This is a genomic window from Chryseobacterium shigense, assembly GCF_900156575.1.
GTDB classification, from domain to species: Bacteria; Bacteroidota; Bacteroidia; order Flavobacteriales; family Weeksellaceae; genus Chryseobacterium; species Chryseobacterium shigense.
Genome location: NZ_FTNY01000006.1, coordinates 104,873 through 123,349, shown reverse-complemented (window position 1 = coordinate 123,349; position 18,477 = coordinate 104,873). Strand labels below are relative to the sequence as shown.

At 31.8% G+C, this 18,477-nt stretch carries 16 protein-coding genes and 1 pseudogene; 9 read left to right on the top strand and 8 right to left on the bottom strand.

Going from position 1 to position 18,477, the window contains the following annotated elements:
• Positions 1–23: 23 nt before the first annotated feature.
• On the bottom strand, positions 24–1,079 hold the full coding sequence (locus BW964_RS19140) for a DUF3871 family protein (protein ID WP_228431928.1): 1,056 nt from the start codon (positions 1,077–1,079) through the stop codon (positions 24–26).
• Between the two features lie 173 nt (positions 1,080–1,252).
• Between BW964_RS19140 and BW964_RS19135 the strand changes: the two genes are divergently transcribed.
• Positions 1,253–1,747 (top strand): hypothetical protein, encoded by a 495-nt coding sequence (locus tag BW964_RS19135; protein ID WP_076509674.1) that lies wholly within the window; start codon positions 1,253–1,255, stop codon positions 1,745–1,747.
• A 12-nt stretch (positions 1,748–1,759) separates the two neighbouring features.
• On the opposite strand, the gene BW964_RS22750 is transcribed toward BW964_RS19135, so the two are convergent.
• The 3 genes and pseudogenes from BW964_RS22750 to BW964_RS22850 form a co-directional block, all read right to left on the bottom strand.
• Entirely contained in the window at positions 1,760–2,290 is a 531-nt protein-coding gene (locus BW964_RS22750; protein ID WP_228431926.1) for a site-specific integrase, read from the bottom strand.
• A gap of 26 nt (positions 2,291–2,316) precedes the next feature.
• Positions 2,317–2,688 carry a phage integrase SAM-like domain-containing protein gene (locus BW964_RS22855; protein ID WP_262484551.1) on the bottom strand — a complete coding sequence of 124 codons (372 nt, stop codon included), beginning with the start codon at positions 2,686–2,688 and terminating at the stop codon, positions 2,317–2,319.
• Between the two features lie 48 nt (positions 2,689–2,736).
• Positions 2,737–2,880: pseudogene (locus BW964_RS22850) on the bottom strand (Arm DNA-binding domain-containing protein); the annotation flags it as partial.
• Between the two features lie 474 nt (positions 2,881–3,354).
• Between BW964_RS22850 and BW964_RS19125 the strand changes: the two are divergent.
• From BW964_RS19125 to BW964_RS19100, 6 genes are all read left to right on the top strand, one after another.
• Positions 3,355–4,581: a site-specific integrase gene (locus tag BW964_RS19125; protein ID WP_076509672.1), complete on the top strand. Its 1,227-nt coding sequence runs from the start codon at positions 3,355–3,357 to the stop codon at positions 4,579–4,581.
• A 97-nt stretch (positions 4,582–4,678) separates the two neighbouring features.
• Entirely contained in the window at positions 4,679–7,681 is a 3,003-nt protein-coding gene (locus BW964_RS19120) for a type I restriction endonuclease subunit R (protein ID WP_076509670.1), read from the top strand.
• Between the two features lie 13 nt (positions 7,682–7,694).
• Positions 7,695–8,732, top strand: a complete 1,038-nt coding sequence (locus tag BW964_RS19115) for a PDDEXK nuclease domain-containing protein (RefSeq protein WP_076509896.1) — start codon at positions 7,695–7,697, stop codon at positions 8,730–8,732.
• Positions 8,719–9,972 (top strand): restriction endonuclease subunit S, encoded by a 1,254-nt coding sequence (locus BW964_RS19110; protein WP_076509668.1) that lies wholly within the window; start codon positions 8,719–8,721, stop codon positions 9,970–9,972. Before BW964_RS19115 ends, BW964_RS19110 begins: the two co-directional genes overlap by 14 nt.
• A gap of 3 nt (positions 9,973–9,975) precedes the next feature.
• Positions 9,976–11,121 (top strand): AAA family ATPase, encoded by a 1,146-nt coding sequence (locus tag BW964_RS19105; RefSeq protein WP_076509666.1) that lies wholly within the window; start codon positions 9,976–9,978, stop codon positions 11,119–11,121.
• The gene (locus tag BW964_RS19100) at positions 11,118–12,749 is read left to right on the top strand and encodes a type I restriction-modification system subunit M (RefSeq protein WP_076509664.1); all 1,632 of its coding nucleotides are present in this window, start codon (positions 11,118–11,120) and stop codon (positions 12,747–12,749) included. Before BW964_RS19105 ends, BW964_RS19100 begins: the two co-directional genes overlap by 4 nt.
• Positions 12,750–13,061: 312 nt before the next feature.
• On the opposite strand, the gene BW964_RS19095 is transcribed toward BW964_RS19100, so the two are convergent.
• The 4 genes from BW964_RS19095 to BW964_RS19075 form a co-directional block, all read right to left on the bottom strand.
• Complete coding sequence (locus BW964_RS19095; protein ID WP_076509662.1) at positions 13,062–13,292, bottom strand: hypothetical protein; 231 nt, start codon at positions 13,290–13,292, stop codon at positions 13,062–13,064.
• A gap of 2 nt (positions 13,293–13,294) precedes the next feature.
• The gene (locus BW964_RS19090) at positions 13,295–14,908 is read right to left on the bottom strand and encodes a hypothetical protein (protein ID WP_076509660.1); all 1,614 of its coding nucleotides are present in this window, start codon (positions 14,906–14,908) and stop codon (positions 13,295–13,297) included.
• Between the two features lies 1 nt (position 14,909).
• Positions 14,910–15,554 (bottom strand): hypothetical protein, encoded by a 645-nt coding sequence (locus BW964_RS19085; RefSeq protein WP_076509658.1) that lies wholly within the window; start codon positions 15,552–15,554, stop codon positions 14,910–14,912.
• Positions 15,555–16,258: 704 nt separating this feature from the next.
• On the bottom strand, positions 16,259–16,792 hold the full coding sequence (locus tag BW964_RS19075) for a hypothetical protein (RefSeq protein WP_076509656.1): 534 nt from the start codon (positions 16,790–16,792) through the stop codon (positions 16,259–16,261).
• Positions 16,793–16,971: 179 nt separating this feature from the next.
• Here BW964_RS19075 and BW964_RS19070 point away from each other — a divergent pair, with 179 nt between their 5' ends.
• Together BW964_RS19070 and BW964_RS19065 are read left to right on the top strand one after the other, a co-directional pair.
• Positions 16,972–17,406: a helix-turn-helix domain-containing protein gene (locus BW964_RS19070; protein ID WP_076509654.1), complete on the top strand. Its 435-nt coding sequence runs from the start codon at positions 16,972–16,974 to the stop codon at positions 17,404–17,406.
• 23 nt (positions 17,407–17,429) lie between these two features.
• The gene (locus BW964_RS19065) at positions 17,430–18,341 is read left to right on the top strand and encodes a hypothetical protein (protein WP_076509652.1); all 912 of its coding nucleotides are present in this window, start codon (positions 17,430–17,432) and stop codon (positions 18,339–18,341) included.
• Positions 18,342–18,477 lie beyond the last annotated feature (136 nt).

The following is an 18,477-nucleotide window of genomic DNA, read 5'->3' as shown; positions in this document are numbered from 1 at the left end:
TTTACATAGAAGTGGGGATATTATCAACTCAAAAACCAATGATAATTAGAACTATCATTGAGTGCTTTCTGAATACCTTTTGAAAATTCAAAAGCATTCAAATTTCTATCTAGGAAGGTATCTATGTATGAAGACTTATTAGCCTGTGTAAAGAGGTTATAGACATCCCACAAGTTTATCCTACCATCCTCTTGCCTACAGAAATTTTTGTCTTCATAATAATCCTTTGCCATTGTGCTGATATGGCTGTCATTAAAGTTCAACAAGGGAATATTCTGCTTTTCAGATTTAGGTAAATGCTGATATAATCTACTTCTACCAATTAAACTAGCAAATTGAGATTCTGTAAGTGAATAATCTGTAAGCTGTTTCATTTCAGATAAATGATGTTCTGCATTATAGTTTTGTAACAACTGGAGTATTTTAGCTTGCAGTTCTTGAACTGAACTAGCTCTTAAATCATCAACAAAACCATCAGACCAAACACATAAATTGGAACAAACCTTTACTTGAAATCCACAAAATACCTTAAAATGCTCCATTGACTTCTTATTGAATAGATTTGAAGATTTATAGCTTCTAATTCCTCCAATTGTTAAAGACAATTCATTCCCATTTATAATACTTGGAATCTTGATGATAAAAGCCATTCTTTCCCAAAATAAGGTTTTCTCATTATCTAATAGCTCTTTAACAGGTTTATGAAGTGCCTTAGGAATCCTACCAGAAACTTTATGACTGACACAAATTTCAGGTTTATCTGAACTAGGATATGGAAATGCCTTTGCAATACATTCTTGCACAGTATTGATTAACTGGAAATGAGCTATGGTTTGCTCACTGTCTCTAAATACAGGAATAATGCAATCATTCTGTAAGTGATGTAATGTAGCTTCCTCTGTATTAGCTAGAATAAAAGGGCTAGGTTCATAGTACTGTTGTGACACTAGTTGATTAGGAGTAGTATTTGTAGAAATAATCTGTATTTCGTTTTGTTTACTTATAGGCATTAAAAAAGGCTGAACTTCTACTTGCTTAACCTCTTTTTCTACTAGTACATTTGAGTTCTCCTCATTCATCCTACTTGGATAGAAAACTTGTGCATCTTCAAAACTACTCTCATTATCATCTAGGAAAAGGTCTCTGATAGATTTCTTTTCAAAGGAAGCATTATCTGCTACACTTCTTAGTTCTAGATTTACAGGAGATTCTTGAGGTCTTACACTTACTTCTATTATGTTTGGAGTTTTGATTGAAAGTATTTCAGAGGAAAAAAGATGTAATACTTTTTAAAAGTATAGTTTCTTCAGGACAATTTTATGAGGAATTTGGAAAACTTCTTCAAGAAAATGGTGAATTTCTTGATATTCCTGATCATGAAATGAGGAGTCATGTTAAGGATATTACTTTTAGCACAATATTTAGCAAGAATAATGTAATCAGATATAATAATTCAATAAAAATCTTTAAGAAAATTTTTCCAAATGTATATAAAGTAATTAGAGAAATAAAAAATGAAAAACATAATGAATTGGCTATTGCTCTTCAAAATCTTGAAGCAGACTTAGTCTTGTATAAAGCATGTAAGAAAATTACCCAAGACAAACCTCATGTTCCAATTTTCACACTTCATGACTCTATTATAACAACACAGGAAAATGTAATTTATGTTCAAACTGTTTTGAAGAAAGTTATGAAAGATTACATTGGAAATAAACCAAAATTAAAAATAGAAAGGTGGGAGTAACCACCTTTCTTATTATAACTTACTATTAAGTTTAATCATTTGCTCACTCACTTTCTTATTAACTACTTTAGCATAATGTTCTTGAGTTATAGTAATTTTTGAGTGTCCTAAAAGTTCACTCACAATTTCCATAGGCACATCATTATATAATAAAACAGTTGTAGCAAAGGTTCTTCTTGCCAAATGATGAGTAAGCCTTTTATCTATTCCAACTATATCAGCTATTTCCTTTAGATAAGTATTAAACTTTTGATTACTTAAACTGGGTAAAACTTTTGTTTCATCAACATTCTTATATTTTTCAATCATCATTTTACTTTTATTAAGCAGTGGAATTGATAAGGTTTGCTGAGTTTTGGCTCTTTTCATATTAATCCATTCATTCCCATCAAAACCATTTATAATATGAGATTTTTCCAAATTAGCCATCTCATTATAAGCTAGTCCACTATAGCAACAGAATATAAACATATCTGCTACTATTTGTAATCTCTCTGCTGTAAATTGATATTTTTCAATTTTAGATAGCTCTTCTTTAGTCAAATAAGTAATTTCTTTTTTGACATGCTTTACCTTGTAACTTGTAAATGGCTCTTTATGTATAATATCTTGATATATAGCAAGTTGACTATCTTTCTGAACCTCTGTATCATCTTGTTAGTAGTTGCAAGAGCTAAAGACCTCTCTGCCTTTAGGAAGAATTCATAATCTTGAATAAATTTTAAATCCAAATTTTTAAAATGATAGTCTCCCTTATTAAAAGAGTACTTAATAAAGTCTTTTAATAGTTGTCTTGCTTGTTTAAACTTCCATAAGGTTGCTATAGAATATTCCTTATCAATCAGCTTTTCAATTCTATCATTATGTTCTTGAAAGAGCTGTAATATAGTTTTATTCCTTTTAGGAGCATCTCCTTTGTACTGCAAGAAAATATCTTCCACATCAAACTCTTCTTCATTAACCTGTAAAAATAAAAAAGCCTGATTAATTTCATTCTTAATCAGGCTTAATTGGGAATTGATAAAAGTATTCTCTTCATTAGGTGGCTTAGCTTTCTGCTGTTTGTTATTCCAATAATTAGGGCTTATGAATAACCCTAAAGAAAACTCTTTCCTATCTTGTTGGAATGTAATCCTACATCTTATAGGGCATTTTCCTTGTTGATTTATTTTAACTTTTTACAAAAGAAAAAGTATTGATAATTTACTGTTATTCATTGATTTATAATTTAGAATATGGTACACCAAAATAGAAAAATGGTACACCTAATAGAATGCCTTTTAGACAATAAAATTAATTTGAAAATTGATAAAATGTTGAGTATTTAAAAACCCAACAGTATAGTAAACTATTGAAAAACAGCCTTAGTAACAAAAAAAAACACCTACATTACTGTAAGTGTTTGATTTTATTGTGGTCCCACCTGGGCTCGAACCAGGGACCACCTGATTATGAGAAGACTACCGATGCTTTGCATTATCTTTCATTAAGATTCAAAAGCATTGATTATCTTTTAGTTACGACCTTTTAAATCTATTTTTGGTTTCATTAATTATCACCGTAAAGTATAATATGTTGTACTCATATTAAACTTAAAACAAAACTTAATGAACACCAGTATTAAAATTGTAAGCAAAAAGAACGTATTAAAAAATGGGTTATATCCAATTTATTTACGTGTAACTATTGATCGTAAATCAAAATTCTATTCAACCCCATTCTCTTGTAAACTTTCAGAATGGAATGAGAATCAAGGCGAATTTACATCAAAATTCCGTAATCATCTTTCTTTTAATAAAACTCTAAGAAAAATGAAAGATTCGGCATCAGATGCCATTAGCCTGTTAGAAAAAGATTACGAAAGCTATAATCTTATTCTCTTTGATAAATACTATTCTCAAAAAGATAAGCAAGGGTTTACTTTGTGCGAACTATTTCAAAAGGAAATCGAGAAACTTTATGAAAATGGACAGATTAGTTACTCAACTTCAATGAATGAAGCATTGAAAGCACTTCAAAAATTTAAAAAAGATTTAGCAAACTATAAATTTGAAAATATCGATTTTCAATTTTTAACTAATTTCGAAAACTTTCTCAGGAAGCGAGGAGCAAATGATGGCGGAATTGGCGTTTATATGCGTAATATTCGCACCATTTACAACAAAGCAATTAATTATAAGATTGTTCAGCCACAATATTACCCATTTAGAGACTTTAAAATCTCAAAGTATAAAAAACGTAATTTAAGGAAAGCTTTAACAGAAAAAGAATTTGGGATATTTTTAAATTTCGATACAGAACAGATACCTTCTGCAAAAAATGCCAGATATTTATACATATTCAGTTATTATGCCCGAGGTATGAATTTTACCGATTTGGCAGAATTGAAATGGTCAGATATGGAAAATTTTCAATTCAATTACAATCGAAATAAAACTGATGTTTTACTGAAAGTTAAACTCCCTAATATTCCTATTATAGAAGAAATACTTCAATTTTATAAAATATACAGACCCTCCGAAACACCGTACATTTTCCCTATTTTAAATAAAACTATCAAAGAGTATACGCCTGACGAAATGAAAAAACGAAAAGACAGCGTGCGTTCATATTACAATAGACAACTAAAAGAGATTTTGAAACTTTGCAAAATTGATAAAAATATCACATTCTATACAGCTCGTCATACTTTTGCGACGACAGCTCTCAGGAAAGATGTAAATATCAATATTATTAAACAATCGCTTGGACATAAAAGGCTAAGCACAACTGAAAATTATCTTGATGATTTTAAGGACAGTGAAGTTGATGATGTAATTGTAGGGATGTTCTAAAAAAATAATGATAACTTAATAATCCAATATTTATCTAGTAATATAACGAAACTACAATTCTTTTTAAATAAATTTGACCAAATTTTCTCAAACGACTATGACCAAAGAGACCAATATTGAAAACTCCCTTATTCAACAACTAAACGATCTGAAATATATCTATCGTTCTGATATAATTGATCGAAAAACACTAGAACAAAACTTTAGAGCAAAATTTGAAGAGCTTAATCGTGTGAGATTAACCGAGAGCGAGTTTTTAAGATTACGAGAAGATATAATAAAACCAGATGTATTTGAAGCATCTAAGGTTTTGCGTGAAAAACAATATTTTCTACGTGAAGATGGGACACCTCTACACTATACTTTAGTGAATATTAAAGATTGGTGCAAAAATGATTTTGAAGTTATCAGTCAATTACGTATTAATACTGAAAATAGTTTCCAAAGATATGATGTGATATTGCTCATTAATGGTTTGCCAATGGTTCAAATTGAATTAAAAAAAGGAGATATTTCGCATAGGAAAGCAATGCAACAAATTGTAGATTATAAAAATGAATCTGGCAATGGTTATGGCAATTCTCTACTTTGCTTTATGCAATTATTTATCGTGAGTAATGGTGGTAAAACTTTATATTTTGCCAATAACAAAAATCAACATTTTTCTTTTAATGCAGAAGAGCAATTCTTACCTGTATATGAATTGGCAGATATAAATAACAAAAAGATCAACAATCTCAATGATTTTACTGAAAATTTTTTGCCAAAGTGTACACTGGGGGAAATGATAAGTAAGTATATGGTATTGGTTCAAATTGAGCAGAAAATTCTTGTGATGAGACCATACCAGATTTATGCTGTAAAGGCAATTGTTGATTGCATAAAAGACAATAGGGGCAACGGATATATATGGCACACCACAGGAAGTGGAAAAACTCTTACCTCTTTCAAGGCTTCTACTTTATTAAAAAACAATCCAGATATTGAAAAGTGTTTGTTTGTGGTAGATAGAAAAGATCTTGACCGACAAACTCGAGAAGAATTTAATAAATTTCAGGAAGGCAGTGTTGAAGAAAACACCAACACAGAAACTTTAGTCAGAAGACTATTATCAACAGACTATGCTGATAAAGTGATTGTTACTACAATCCAAAAATTAGGATTAGCTCTTGATGGATCCAATAAAAGAAACTACAAAGAGCGCTTGGAACCGTTAAGCAATAAACGTGTCGTGTTCATCTTTGACGAATGCCACCGTTCGCAGTTTGGAGAAAACCATAAAGCAATCAAAGAGTTCTTTCCTAATGCTCAGTTATTTGGTTTTACAGGCACACCCATTTTCCCCGACAATTCCACTTATAAAATACGAGAAGGAGAATATGAAACCTACAAAACGACAAAGGATATTTTTGAAAAACCGCTTCACGAATATACTATTACAAACGCCATTGATGATGAAAATGTATTACGTTTCCATATAGATTACTATAAAGGAGAAGGGTCACAAAATCCTAAATCTGGAGAAGCTATTTCGCAGCAGGCAATTGTGGAGGCTATTTTGAAAAAGCACGATGATGCCACCAATTCAAGAAAATTTAATGCTGTATTTGCAACAGCTTCCATTAATAATGCAATTGAATATTATCAGCTATTAAAACAAACTCAAATAAAAAAACAATCGGAAAATTCTGAATATGTTCCTTTGAACATTGCTTGTGTATTTTCTCCCCCTTCTCAATTAATTGCGAAAGATGGCGATCAAAAAAGTCAAAAAAATGCTGCCGATGTAAAGCAATTGCAAGAAGATTTACAACAAGAAAAGCTAGATAATCAAACCAATCCTGAAGAAAAGAAAAAAGCTTTAATGGAAATTATTCTCGACTACAATAAACAATTTGGTACAAGTCATACGATTAATGAATTTGATTTGTATTATCAAGATGTACAGAGACGTATTAAAGATCAAAAATGGACTAATAAAGAACTTCCTCATAAAAAGAAAATTGATATTACCATTGTTGTGGATATGTTGCTTACAGGGTTTGATAGTAAATATCTAAATACACTTTACGTAGATAAAAATCTGAAATACCACGGATTGATTCAAGCATTTTCCAGAACAAACCGTGTTTTGAACAATACAAAACCTTATGGTAATATTTTGGACTTCCGTTCGCAGCAAGAATCTGTGAATCAAGCAATTGCTCTTTTCTGTGGCAAAAGTAGCGAAAGTGCAAGAGAAATTTGGTTGGTTGATCCTGCACCTAAAGTAATTGATAAATTTATAGAAGCGGTAGAAACTTTAGGGATATTTATGCAGGATCAAAACTTGGTTAATGAACCGAAAGAAGTTTATAATTTGAAAGGAGATACTGCTCGGATTGCTTTTGTGAAGAACTTTAAAGAAGTACAAAGGTTAAAAACCCAATTAGATCAATACACCGATTTAGATGAAGAGCAAAAAGCTAAAATTGAAGCTATTTTACCAAAAGAAACCTTTCAAGAATTCCGAAGTTCATATATAGAAACTGCTAAGAAATTTCAAGAAAGACAACAAAAAGATGGTGAAAATACTCCTCTTGAAATTCAACAATTAGATTTTGAATTCGTTTTATTTGCTTCTGCCGTAATTGATTACGATTACATAATGAAATTGACAGCAGAAAATTTGGGTAAGAAGCCGGGTAAACAGAATATGTCTAAAGAACAGATAAAAAGATTGCTGAAATCCAATTCTAATTTCATAGGTCAAGAGGAAGATTTGGCAGAGTTTATCGATCAACTCGATTGGTCAGTTGGGCAAACTGAAACTGAACTAAACCGTAATTTTGAACAATTTATAAATAATAAATACGATAAAGAAATGGCAGCCATTGCTCAAAAAAATGGCTTACATATTAATGACCTGAAAATCTTTATCGATGAAATAATGAGCCGAATGATATTTGATGGTGAAAAACTAACAGATTTACTAGTGCCCTTCGAATTAAGCTGGAAAGAAAGGAGAACAAAAGAATTAGTATTGATGGAAGACCTAGTTCCTCAATTAAAAAAATTGGCAAATGGCAAGGAAATAAGTGGATTGGCAGCTTATGAATAATCAAAAGAATGAAATGAGCAACAGACCCCAGACAAACATAAACGATTCGGATTATAGCGAAATTTTATTTCAAGCGATTAACCAAATCAAAACTGCCCGAACCATAATTGCAAAACAGGTAAACAGTTCTGCAAATTCAGTGTATTGGAATTTGGGAAAATTACTCTTTGAAAAACAATTGGAAGAGGGTTACGGAAGTGGCGTTGTAAAACAATTATCCATTGACCTCAAAAATGAGTTTCCTGATATGGGACTTTCGCCTCGTAATTTATGGAATATGAAACGCTTCTATGAGCGTTATTATCAATCAGATACAAAACTGCTACGCAGCGTAGCAGTTTTGCCGTGGCGACATAATTTACTATTGTTAGAGAAAGTGCAATCCCTTTCTGCTGTAGAATTTTATGCCAACGAAGTCGTTACGAAAGGTTGGTCGAGAGATTTGTTGCTGAACGCTATTAAGATGGAGAGTTACAGCAGAAGCGAAAACCAGTCGAATAGCAATAATTTTAATAACACATTGCCCGAACTAAATGCTGAATATGCCAACGAAGTATTTAAAAGCTCTTATAATCTCGGGTTTTTGGGAATAACAGAACCTATAAAAGAATTGGAATTAGAAAACCGACTAATCACAAAAATCAGAGCTTTTGTATTGGAACTAGGTAAAGGCTTTTCATTTATCGGAAACCAATATCGCTTGGAATACAACAACAAAGAATACTTTGTAGATATGCTTTTCTTCCACAGAGGTTTGCAGTCGTTGGTGGCTATTGAACTAAAAATAGGAAGCTTCAAAGCGGAATATGTAGGAAAAATGAACCTTTATCTTTCTTTGCTTGATAAACTTGAAAAAGGCAAAAACGAAAATCAATCAATTGGCATTATTCTTTGTGCCGACAAAGACCATTTGGATGTGGAAATCGCATTACAAGACATCAACAAACCTATTGGCGTAGCGGAATACCAATTATTACTACCAAAAGAAGAACTGCAAACTTTGATACTTAACGAAATAAACGCAACAGAAGCAGAAAATGACGAAGAATAAAAAATTAATTCCCCAATTGCGTTTTCCTGAATTCTCCGAAAATTATGTCATTACTACCGTTTCGGATGTATGTGATGTTTACAGAGGAGGAATATTTTCCAAAGCTGATATGAATGAAAATGGGACAGAACCTTGTATTCATTATGGCGAATTATTTACAAAATATAACGAAGTAATTTCAGTTGTTTATTCAAAAACCGATAAAAGTGGTACTTTTAGAAGTAAAGCAGGAGACGTTTTAATGCCGAGTTCAGATGTTACACCGGATGGTTTAGCAAAAGCATCAGCTATAATGCTTGACAATGTTATTTTAGGTGGTGATATGAACATTCTTAGGCCAAAAACTAATGTTGATTCGGTTTTCCTTAGTTATCTGCTTAATCATTCTAAGAGTGAAATTATCAAATTGGTTTCAGGGACTACTGTTAAACATATTTATCCAAGCCAAATAATTACCTGCCAATTACCATTTGTGGAAAATAAAGCAGAACAACAAAAAATCGCTTCCTGTCTATCTTCTTTAGATGAACTGATTGACGTACACATCATAAAATTAAACTTACTTAAAGATCATAAAAAAGGTTTAATGCAAAATCTTTTTCCGCAAAAGGGAGAAAAAGTTCCAAAATATCGTTTTCCGAAGTTTAAGCTGGATGGAGAATGGAGAGAGGAAAAGTTGGAAAACTTAGCAAAAAGAGGATCTGGACATACTCCCAATAAACAAATATCTAACTATTACAATGGGAAGATAAATTGGGTATCACTCGCTGATTCAAATAAACTTGATAATAGATATATATACACCACTAAAATTCAGATATCGAAAGAAGGAATTGCTAATTCCTCTGCTGTACTTCATCCGGCAGGCACTGTAATTCTTAGCCGCGATGCTGGAGTCGGTAAAAGTGCCGTTCTTTACACCGAAATGGCAGTAAGTCAACATTTTATTGTATGGAATTGTGACGAGTCTAAACTTTCAAATTGGTTTTTATATTACATTTTTCAAATTTTAAAACCTATTTTTGAAAGTATTGCGATTGGAAGTACAATTAAGACTATTGGCTTACCATACTTTAAAGAATTGTCAATTCAAGTTCCCTCAGTCAAAGAACAACAAAGAATAGCGTCTTGTCTATCTTCTTTAGATGAATTAATAACTGCCCAAACAGAGAAAATACAACAATTGAAACAGCATAAAAAAGGATTAATGCAAGGTTTGTTTCCAAAAATTATTGATTAAGGAATGAGTACAATAACCAATATTGCAAGTTTAACAGAGATAGTGCAACATTTTCGAAAGGATTTAATTGGAGATAATCGCAAGGAAAAAGATTTAATATTATTCTTTGCTCATAATGCTACAGGTAAAACCAGACTCTCTATGGAGTTCAAGCAAGCAGGGAAAACTTTTGATGATGACGGCAATGTTACAAGTAGAGATACCTTATATTTTAATGCTTTTACGGAAGATTTATTCTCTTGGAACAATGACTTAGAAAACGATATAATCAGAACCCTTAAGCTGAACCCAGATTCTGCATTTTTTAACGGATTGCGTGAATTGGATTTAGATGTCAAAATAGAATCTTTCTTTAACAATTATGTAGATATAAAATTTGATATTGATTACGATACATCCACAGTATCTTTTTCAAGAAGTATTATTGTTGATGGAAATGAACAAACTGTAGAAAATATTAAAATATCGAGAGGTGAAGAAACCTTATTTATTTGGTGCTTTTTTCTTGCCATTTGTCAGTTAGCTATCGACAAAGATTCTGCTTACAGTTGGGTAAAATATATTTATATCGATGATCCTATATCTTCACTTGATGATAATAATGCTATTGCCATAGCCTGTGATTTATGCAATTTACTCACGAGTGAAAATAATCAAATAAAAACAGTGGTTTCTACCCATCACAGCTTATTTTTTAATGTTCTTTACAATGAGTTTGGTAGAAAAGTTAAGAATAAACGCTATTTTTTACACAATAAAGGAAGTAATGGTTATGTTTTACAAGATACTAACGATACACCTTTCTTTCATCACATAGCAACACTTAGTGAACTAAAGAAAATCGCTGAATCAAACAAAATTTATACTTATCACTTTAATTCCTTGAGGAGTATTTTGGAAAAAACAGCAACCTTCTTCGGCTACGATAAAATAGACAAATGCATTGATGGATTAGAAGATGAAGTGCTTTTAGAACGAGCTCTACAGTTATTCAGCCACGGAAAATATTCCATATTCGATCCTGTTGAAATGGGCGACGATAACAAAACACTTTTTAAAAGAATTTTAAATGGATTTCTGGAAAAATACAAATTTGATTTTCCAAATATATTTAATGATGAAATCCAAACAGAAACAACAAAAGTATGACACAAAAAGACCAACATAAAAAACTAGGCGATACACTTTGGGACATTGCCAATGATTTAAGAGGAGCTATGAATGCGGATGATTTCCGTGATTATATGCTTTCGTTTCTATTCTTACGCTACTTATCCTTTAATTACGAACAGGCTGCCAAAAAGGAATTAGGAACCGATTATCCACCAAATGAATCCAAAGATCTAAGACCGGATTTCGCTGTTCCACCACCACTGGAAACTTGGTACAACAATAATCAGGAAGATGTAGCAGAATTTGAGGAACAAATGCGTAAAAAAGTACATTACGTAATTGAACCCAAATTTCTGTGGAGTAATATTACAGAACTCGCACGTACTCAGAACGATGACTTACTCCAAACTCTACAAAAAGGCTTTCGATATATAGAAGACGAATCGTTTAAAAGCTCATTTAAAGGATTATTTTCTGAGATCAACTTAAATTCTGAAAAATTAGGAAAAACACCAAAAGACAGAAATGATGCGCTTTGTAAAATCATCAAAAAAATAGCGGAAGGCATTGCTGATTTTTCTACAGATTCCGACACGCTTGGAGATGCTTATGAATATTTGATTGGGAAATTTGCCGCTGGTTCTGGAAAAAAAGCAGGAGAATTTTACACCCCTCAACAAATTTCTTCAATCCTTTCAGAAATTGTTACGTTAGACAGCCAAGATCCTACAACAGGAAAGAAAAAAAAATTAGATAAAGTACTGGATTTTGCGTGTGGTTCTGGCTCTTTGTTATTGAATGTTCGCCACCAAATAGAAAAAAACGGCGGTCATATCGGAAAAATTTACGGACAGGAAAAAAACGTTACGACTTACAACCTTGCCAGAATGAATATGCTTCTGCACGGTATGAAAGACACCGAATTTGAAATATTCCACGGAGATACTTTACTTAACCAATGGGACATATTGAATGAATTGAATCCAAGTAAAAAAGTAGAGTTTGATGCAATCGTAGCCAATCCGCCTTTTAGCTTGCGTTGGGAGCCAAACGATACTTTGGCAGAGGATTTTCGTTTCAAAAGTTATGGATTAGCTCCAAAATCTGCAGCTGATTTTTCTTTTCTACTACACGGTTTTCATTTTTTAAAAGATGGTGGAACAATGGCAATCATCTTACCTCACGGTGTTCTATTTCGTGGTGGTGCAGAAGAACGCATACGCACCAAATTACTAAAAGACAATCATATAGATACAGTTATAGCTTTACCATCCAATTTATTCTATTCAACAGGAATTCCGGTTAGTATTTTGGTTTTGAAAAAATGCAAAAAACAAGATGATGTTTTATTTATCAATGCAGCAGCACATTTTGAGAAAGAAAAGCGACAAAATAATTTAAGCGATCAACATATCCAAACCATTGTAGAAACCTATCAATTTCGTCAGGAAAGAGAACGTTATTCTCGCAGGGTTTCAATGGAAGAAATCGAAAAAAATGGCTTTAACCTGAATATTTCGAGATATGTAAACACATCAGATGACGAAATTCAAATTGACTTAAAAGATGTTAATCTAAAATTATCCTCAATTAATGAAAGCATAAAAATAAACACTGAAAAACATAATGAATTTTTGAGAGAATTGGGAATTAAAGAAATTTAAATTTTCTTCAAAATAGAAATATAAATACATTTTTTAAAATTCTGATAAAGAATAATTATTCTTAAACTAATGTTTTTAAAACTCTTGTTGTTGTCCTCTGTTGGAATGTGGGAAAATCTGCTGGTTTGGGGTGGCTGATTTTTCCATATTCTAATAGTGAAGTAGATTCAATAATAACTATGATGTTTTTAGCATACATCCAATTTGCAATTTGAATTAAAAAAATTATACCAAAAATATCATAATAAGTCCTCTATATTTTCAAAAACCCCTATAAATATTCTGTTTGTAGGGGTTTTTGAATTTTAGGTGCTAATCATAATCTTCACCCTGCTTCCCAATTTCATCCTCTATTTTGTCAAGAAGAATAAAAAGTTCTTTAAAATCAAACAAAATGTTATCCAGATCATTTGGAGTTCCTCCTTTTAAGGTATAAATGTAGTCTACAAATAATGAAAAAAGATTTCTTTTCATAGTTTTTGGTGGGTGGTCTTCTATAAACCGGATGATAGCTTTGCTTAGAGGTTCATTCAATTCTTCCATCCTTATTCTGTTTTATCAATTAATCCTTCTTCGATTACCAATTCATCAAGCTCATTCATCAGTTTTTCCACAAGAACTTTCATTTGATTTATTACTTCCTTATCAAGACAAGTAAACTTATGGCGCAGAATCTTATGGTATTCCAAAGTGGGAATAAGTTTTTGCAGGAATCCATCGTATAAATGTTGATTGCGTATCAGATCCGGATTGCCATATAAACATAGTTGCCACAATGACTGAAAGGACAAATAATTGGGCATATAGCAAAGCCTGACAAAAATGTAGGTTCTGCAAAACGAAAGAAAGAACAAAGCGAAAATATATGGTATTCCCTGATGGTTTTCGTTTTCATTCCCAACCATACTCAAAAACTGTAAGGCATTGCCTTTTGCTGATTTGTAATAATCATCCAAGTCTTGATGCGGATGATGTGGAAACTCCCAATGAGGCTTGGGATGATAAGGATTTGAAGCATAGATCCTGTTTTTGCCCTGTATAATGTTCACAAAGAAATTCTGATACTTGTACAGGTGTTGCTGAATCCAATTTCGGTCGTGGCTGATAAGCACAAAATCATATTGTTTCCCAGTTTTACTTTTAAGATAATATTGTTTCTCTCTTAGTTTCTCATTACTCACGTTATGAGCAATTATAAGCAGATAATAGGTAATATTGTTTCCATAGATGGCTTTATGGAACAGATAGATTTCCTCTATATTTTCCAACTTTATAATGATTTTGACAGCCTTGTCAATAATTTTATCATTGTGATCCGCCAAAACATTCGGTGTTTCATTAGGTATCGCAATGTCAAGAGGTGATTTTTTGATCTGTTTTTTTAATTGGTCTAAGCGTTGTTCTATCATACTGGAAAGACCTTCTTCTACAATACCAACAGCGTCAAAGAATTCGTTATCATACATAGGTTCATCCTCACGAGCTGATCTTCTTGCTTTGTCAAATAAACTGATCAGATAATACTCCTTTCCATTTTGTTTCACAAAATATTTTTGAATCTCGGGAGCATAGCGTATTAAATAATAAATACGCTCGTGCAAATTTTTTGAATCAGAAGAAGATCCTGTATATAGGTTTTCAAGAAATTCCAAGTCATACCTGATCACCTTTTCATAGCTGAGAAAAACACTGACGAATGAACCGGCATTAATAAATTCACGGGTTTGAGACAGCAATAAATTGCAATCGTGATAAAATCTTTCCTTGTAATTTTCAAACTTTTTATTGAACTTCTTCCAATTTCTGTCAATCATAAGGTGATTTCCATAATGCTCATTTTGATACATCAAAGCAGATGGTTTGCAGTAAAATTCGACAAAGGGATGTCCTGATTCAAACTTGTGATGGAGTTGAGTATTGTAAAATAAATGGATGTGTACTTTATGCTCAGCGTAGGCATTTTTAATCCAGTGTTTTTGTTTTAGCTTCTCAATATCCGTCTTGTGTTCTAAATGTATAATTAGATGGGAATCCTGAGAATGTATACTTTTATTATAAAAGATCTGGATGACAATGTAATCTTGGTTAAGCTGTTTGATAGAATATTCTAAAAATTCGTTTTCGAGTTTTGAGAATGAAAATTGTTCTGAAGTTTTCATATTAGTTGATTTTTGGGTTGTGATTTTCGGGATTAAAATAGAAGTAAAGAGATTCTAATAATATCCTGACTAAGCCAAACCAAGCCATTAGATCGATATGCTCCTGCAATTCGGTATCGTTTTCAAGTTTCTGGATCTCATCAATTGTAAAATCAGGATTACCTGTTTTTTCGATAAATTTTCTGTAATATTCTTCTCCCGTCGCAGAAACTACAGTAAGAAAAAGATGCTCTATATAGTCATCTAAAGGGATTGAATTAATGATATAATGTTCAGCTTGATAGGATCTATCATTTTTAATTTCATCCGCAGGAATAATACGCCCTGATTGGTCTATAAAGTCGGAAATGCTTGAAATCAGAAATTGCAGGTATGTGAGTAGTCCGGCAATCTTTAGATTGGCTGAATTAATGTTAGGAATTTCTATGTTTCCCGAAAACAATTCCTTGCTACTGTATTTTTGCATCAATCTGGGATAGCGGTCAAAAAGTTCAGTGACTTGCGAATTTCCTAATTTACCTAACAGCCGATAGATTCCTTTATCCAGTTCATCTATCTGCCTTTTGTCCGACAATAATTTAAAGCTCGTTTCCACCATCTCCATTGAGTTGATGATTCTTTCTTTCCTTGTTTCTTTATTTCTCATATTAAATTTTTAAATAAATAAAGTTGGTCAGAGATGATTAGGTATTCAATTCCTTCAGAAGATATATTATTCTTCGGAACCGGATTTTTTATCTTTTAATTTTTTGACGCCTCTTTCGTGAATAAGCCGAGATGCATCCAACATTTTGGTTAGATGGATGTAGGGCGTAATTAAATCATATTCAAACTCCTCTGCGTAAGGCGATAATGAAAGGTGAACAATCTCGCAAAGGAAAAATTCAAATTTTTCGAGAGTTATTTCAGTAAATGCTTTTTTAAATACGATGAAAGGGTTCTGAAATTCTTCAAAGGTTAAAGAGCCTTAATAGAGACAGGATAAAGATCTGGACGGCTTCTTTATTTTCCAATTTTTGTCTTTGAACTGTAAAAGACTACAGCATCTTACAAAAGAACGAAGTGCCGTATAAAAAATAAATGATTGTCCAGGGTTTTCTATTTTGTAAATTTTTAGTTTATTCGTATACAATAAAGCCTGATCCAAAGTTTCTTTATAGTAATCTAAGTTGGCATATTCAAAAAAAGTATCTAATAATTCAAAGGGATCTTCAATATCTTGCGACGACCAAAAATGAGTTTCTAGGGATATTTTGTTATTTTTCATTTTAATATGATTTTGTATTTTGGAAACTAATTCTCATCACAAAAGAAAATTCCATTTTGCAGAAATAAATTATTCTAGATGTTTTACTTTTTGACTCTTTCAATCCCAAGTTCAAGAATGATTTGTGCAGCATCCAGCATTTTAGTCAAATGGATGAAATGCGCTACATTGGTATCAGTAGGTATATCGTAAGAATTGGCTAATGAGAAATAGATAGTTTCTGTAATAAAATATTCAAACTCTTTCAAACTAAATTCTTTGAAAGCTTTTTGAAAGACAAGAAAGGGATTTCGAAATTCTTCATCTGAAAGGAAACCTTGTAGCAATGGGGATTTATATTCCGGAGGGTCATTTAGTTTCCATTTTTCACTTTTGAATTGTATGAGATAACTAGCCCTAACAAATGAACGAATGCATAGGTAAAAATGAAAGATCAATGAAGGATCGTCCTTCATCAATACTTTGGGCTGTGTTGAATAGTTTTTAACATCACATAGCCTTTCTTTTACAGCGACAATATCATCAATTTCGAAAAATGCATCCAACAATGTCAAACAGGAAAGTTTTGTACCCCGATACCAAAACTCAGATTCTAAATCTATTTTCTTCTTTTTCATAATAATTAGATCAAATGATTAGAAGCTAATTTCAAATCTTAAAAGTGGGTAATCAATACTGATTATGGGTATTATATCCTCAAAAAAGGATATTTTACAGGATAATTTTTTAACTTTACAATTCAGACGAATTAATAGAAATGGCTTTATCTTTGAGCCTTTAAAATTTGATAACCGCTATGGAACAGAAAATACATCAGGGAAGAAATGTAAAACGCTTTAGAGAAATGTTAGGGATCAAGCAGGAAGCTTTAGCTTTGGACTTGGGTGATGATTGGAATCAGAAGAAAATTTCTTTGCTTGAACAAAAGGATGTGATAGATGAAAATTTGCTAAAAGCAATATCTCAAGCACTGAAAATTCCTGTTGAAGCTTTCCAGAATTTTGACGAAGAACAGGCAATAAATATTATCGCAAATACAGTAACGACAGTCAACGACAATGCAACTGGTCAATTATTTCAAATAAATCCTACAATTAATACTTCTGAGAAATGGATTGAAGCATTAGAAGAAATAAAGAAACTTAATAGTGAAAAAACAGCACTTTACGAAAGGATGTTGAAACAAAAAGATGAGATGTTGGAGAAATTGGAAAAGCTAATCAATAAATAATTCTACATTTCTATTTCGATGATATGACTAAAGAAGAAGCATTTGAAAAACTAAAAGAGTTTTCAAAAAAATTAGATGAGATTTCTTACGATGAGATTTATAACTTATTAAGAGAATCTATTAAAAAGATTCCAATTCCTGAAGCGAAATTTTTCAAAAATTCAATAGTAGACAGAGCAAGATTGAACGATGGAGATGCTCTATATAATAGTATTGATGACCTAGGTTACATCAAGGATAGAGACGTAATAAATAATTGCCTTACCGAATACGGTCGTGCAAATAAACCACATCAAGTGATGTTCTATGGAGCAATTAAAACTTCAGTAATTGATCATCCTAGAGTGACTGCAATTGCAGAAACTTCAAAATTGTTTCAGGATAAAAAGGGCTATAACATTGATGGTGAAAAATATACTATAAGCAGATGGAGAAATAAAGAATATTTTTTTGTTGCAGAAATAGTTTTTGCAAAAGAAGCAATCAAAAATAATCCGGATATTAAAAGAAGTTTTGAGAGCCAAATTGGATTTGCAAATGACTTGGATGACGACGATATAGAGTTTTATAAAGAATTTTTAATATTTATTAGTGAAGAATTTGCAAGAAAAATAGAAAAAAATGATGATTATAAAATCTCAGTTGCCTACACAAATTTAATACTTGAGCATCCTAAGATCGAGGGAGTAATGTTTCCAAGCGTACAAACTGACTATTGTGGTGCAAACATAGTTATACCTGTGGAAACTGTCGAAAAATATTTTAAGCCAGAAGTATGTAGTACACATATACTTTATAAAATTCCTGAAGACACTCTTCTAGCTAATGGAGAACACTATTGTGATGAATTGAGCGATGATCCAATTAATTGGAAACTTATTGACAGTCAATATTTAACTACTAAAGAAGAAGTCAGAACCCATTTCAATTTGTGATTCATTTTTACCTAAACATTTTAAATTTCCTTTAAATATTATCAAACCTCGAATATGGATGTTAAGACTGGTTTCTTGTATTTTACCGTTGAAACAAATTGATCTTTTTCGTCTCTAACTATGCTTTTACTAATGT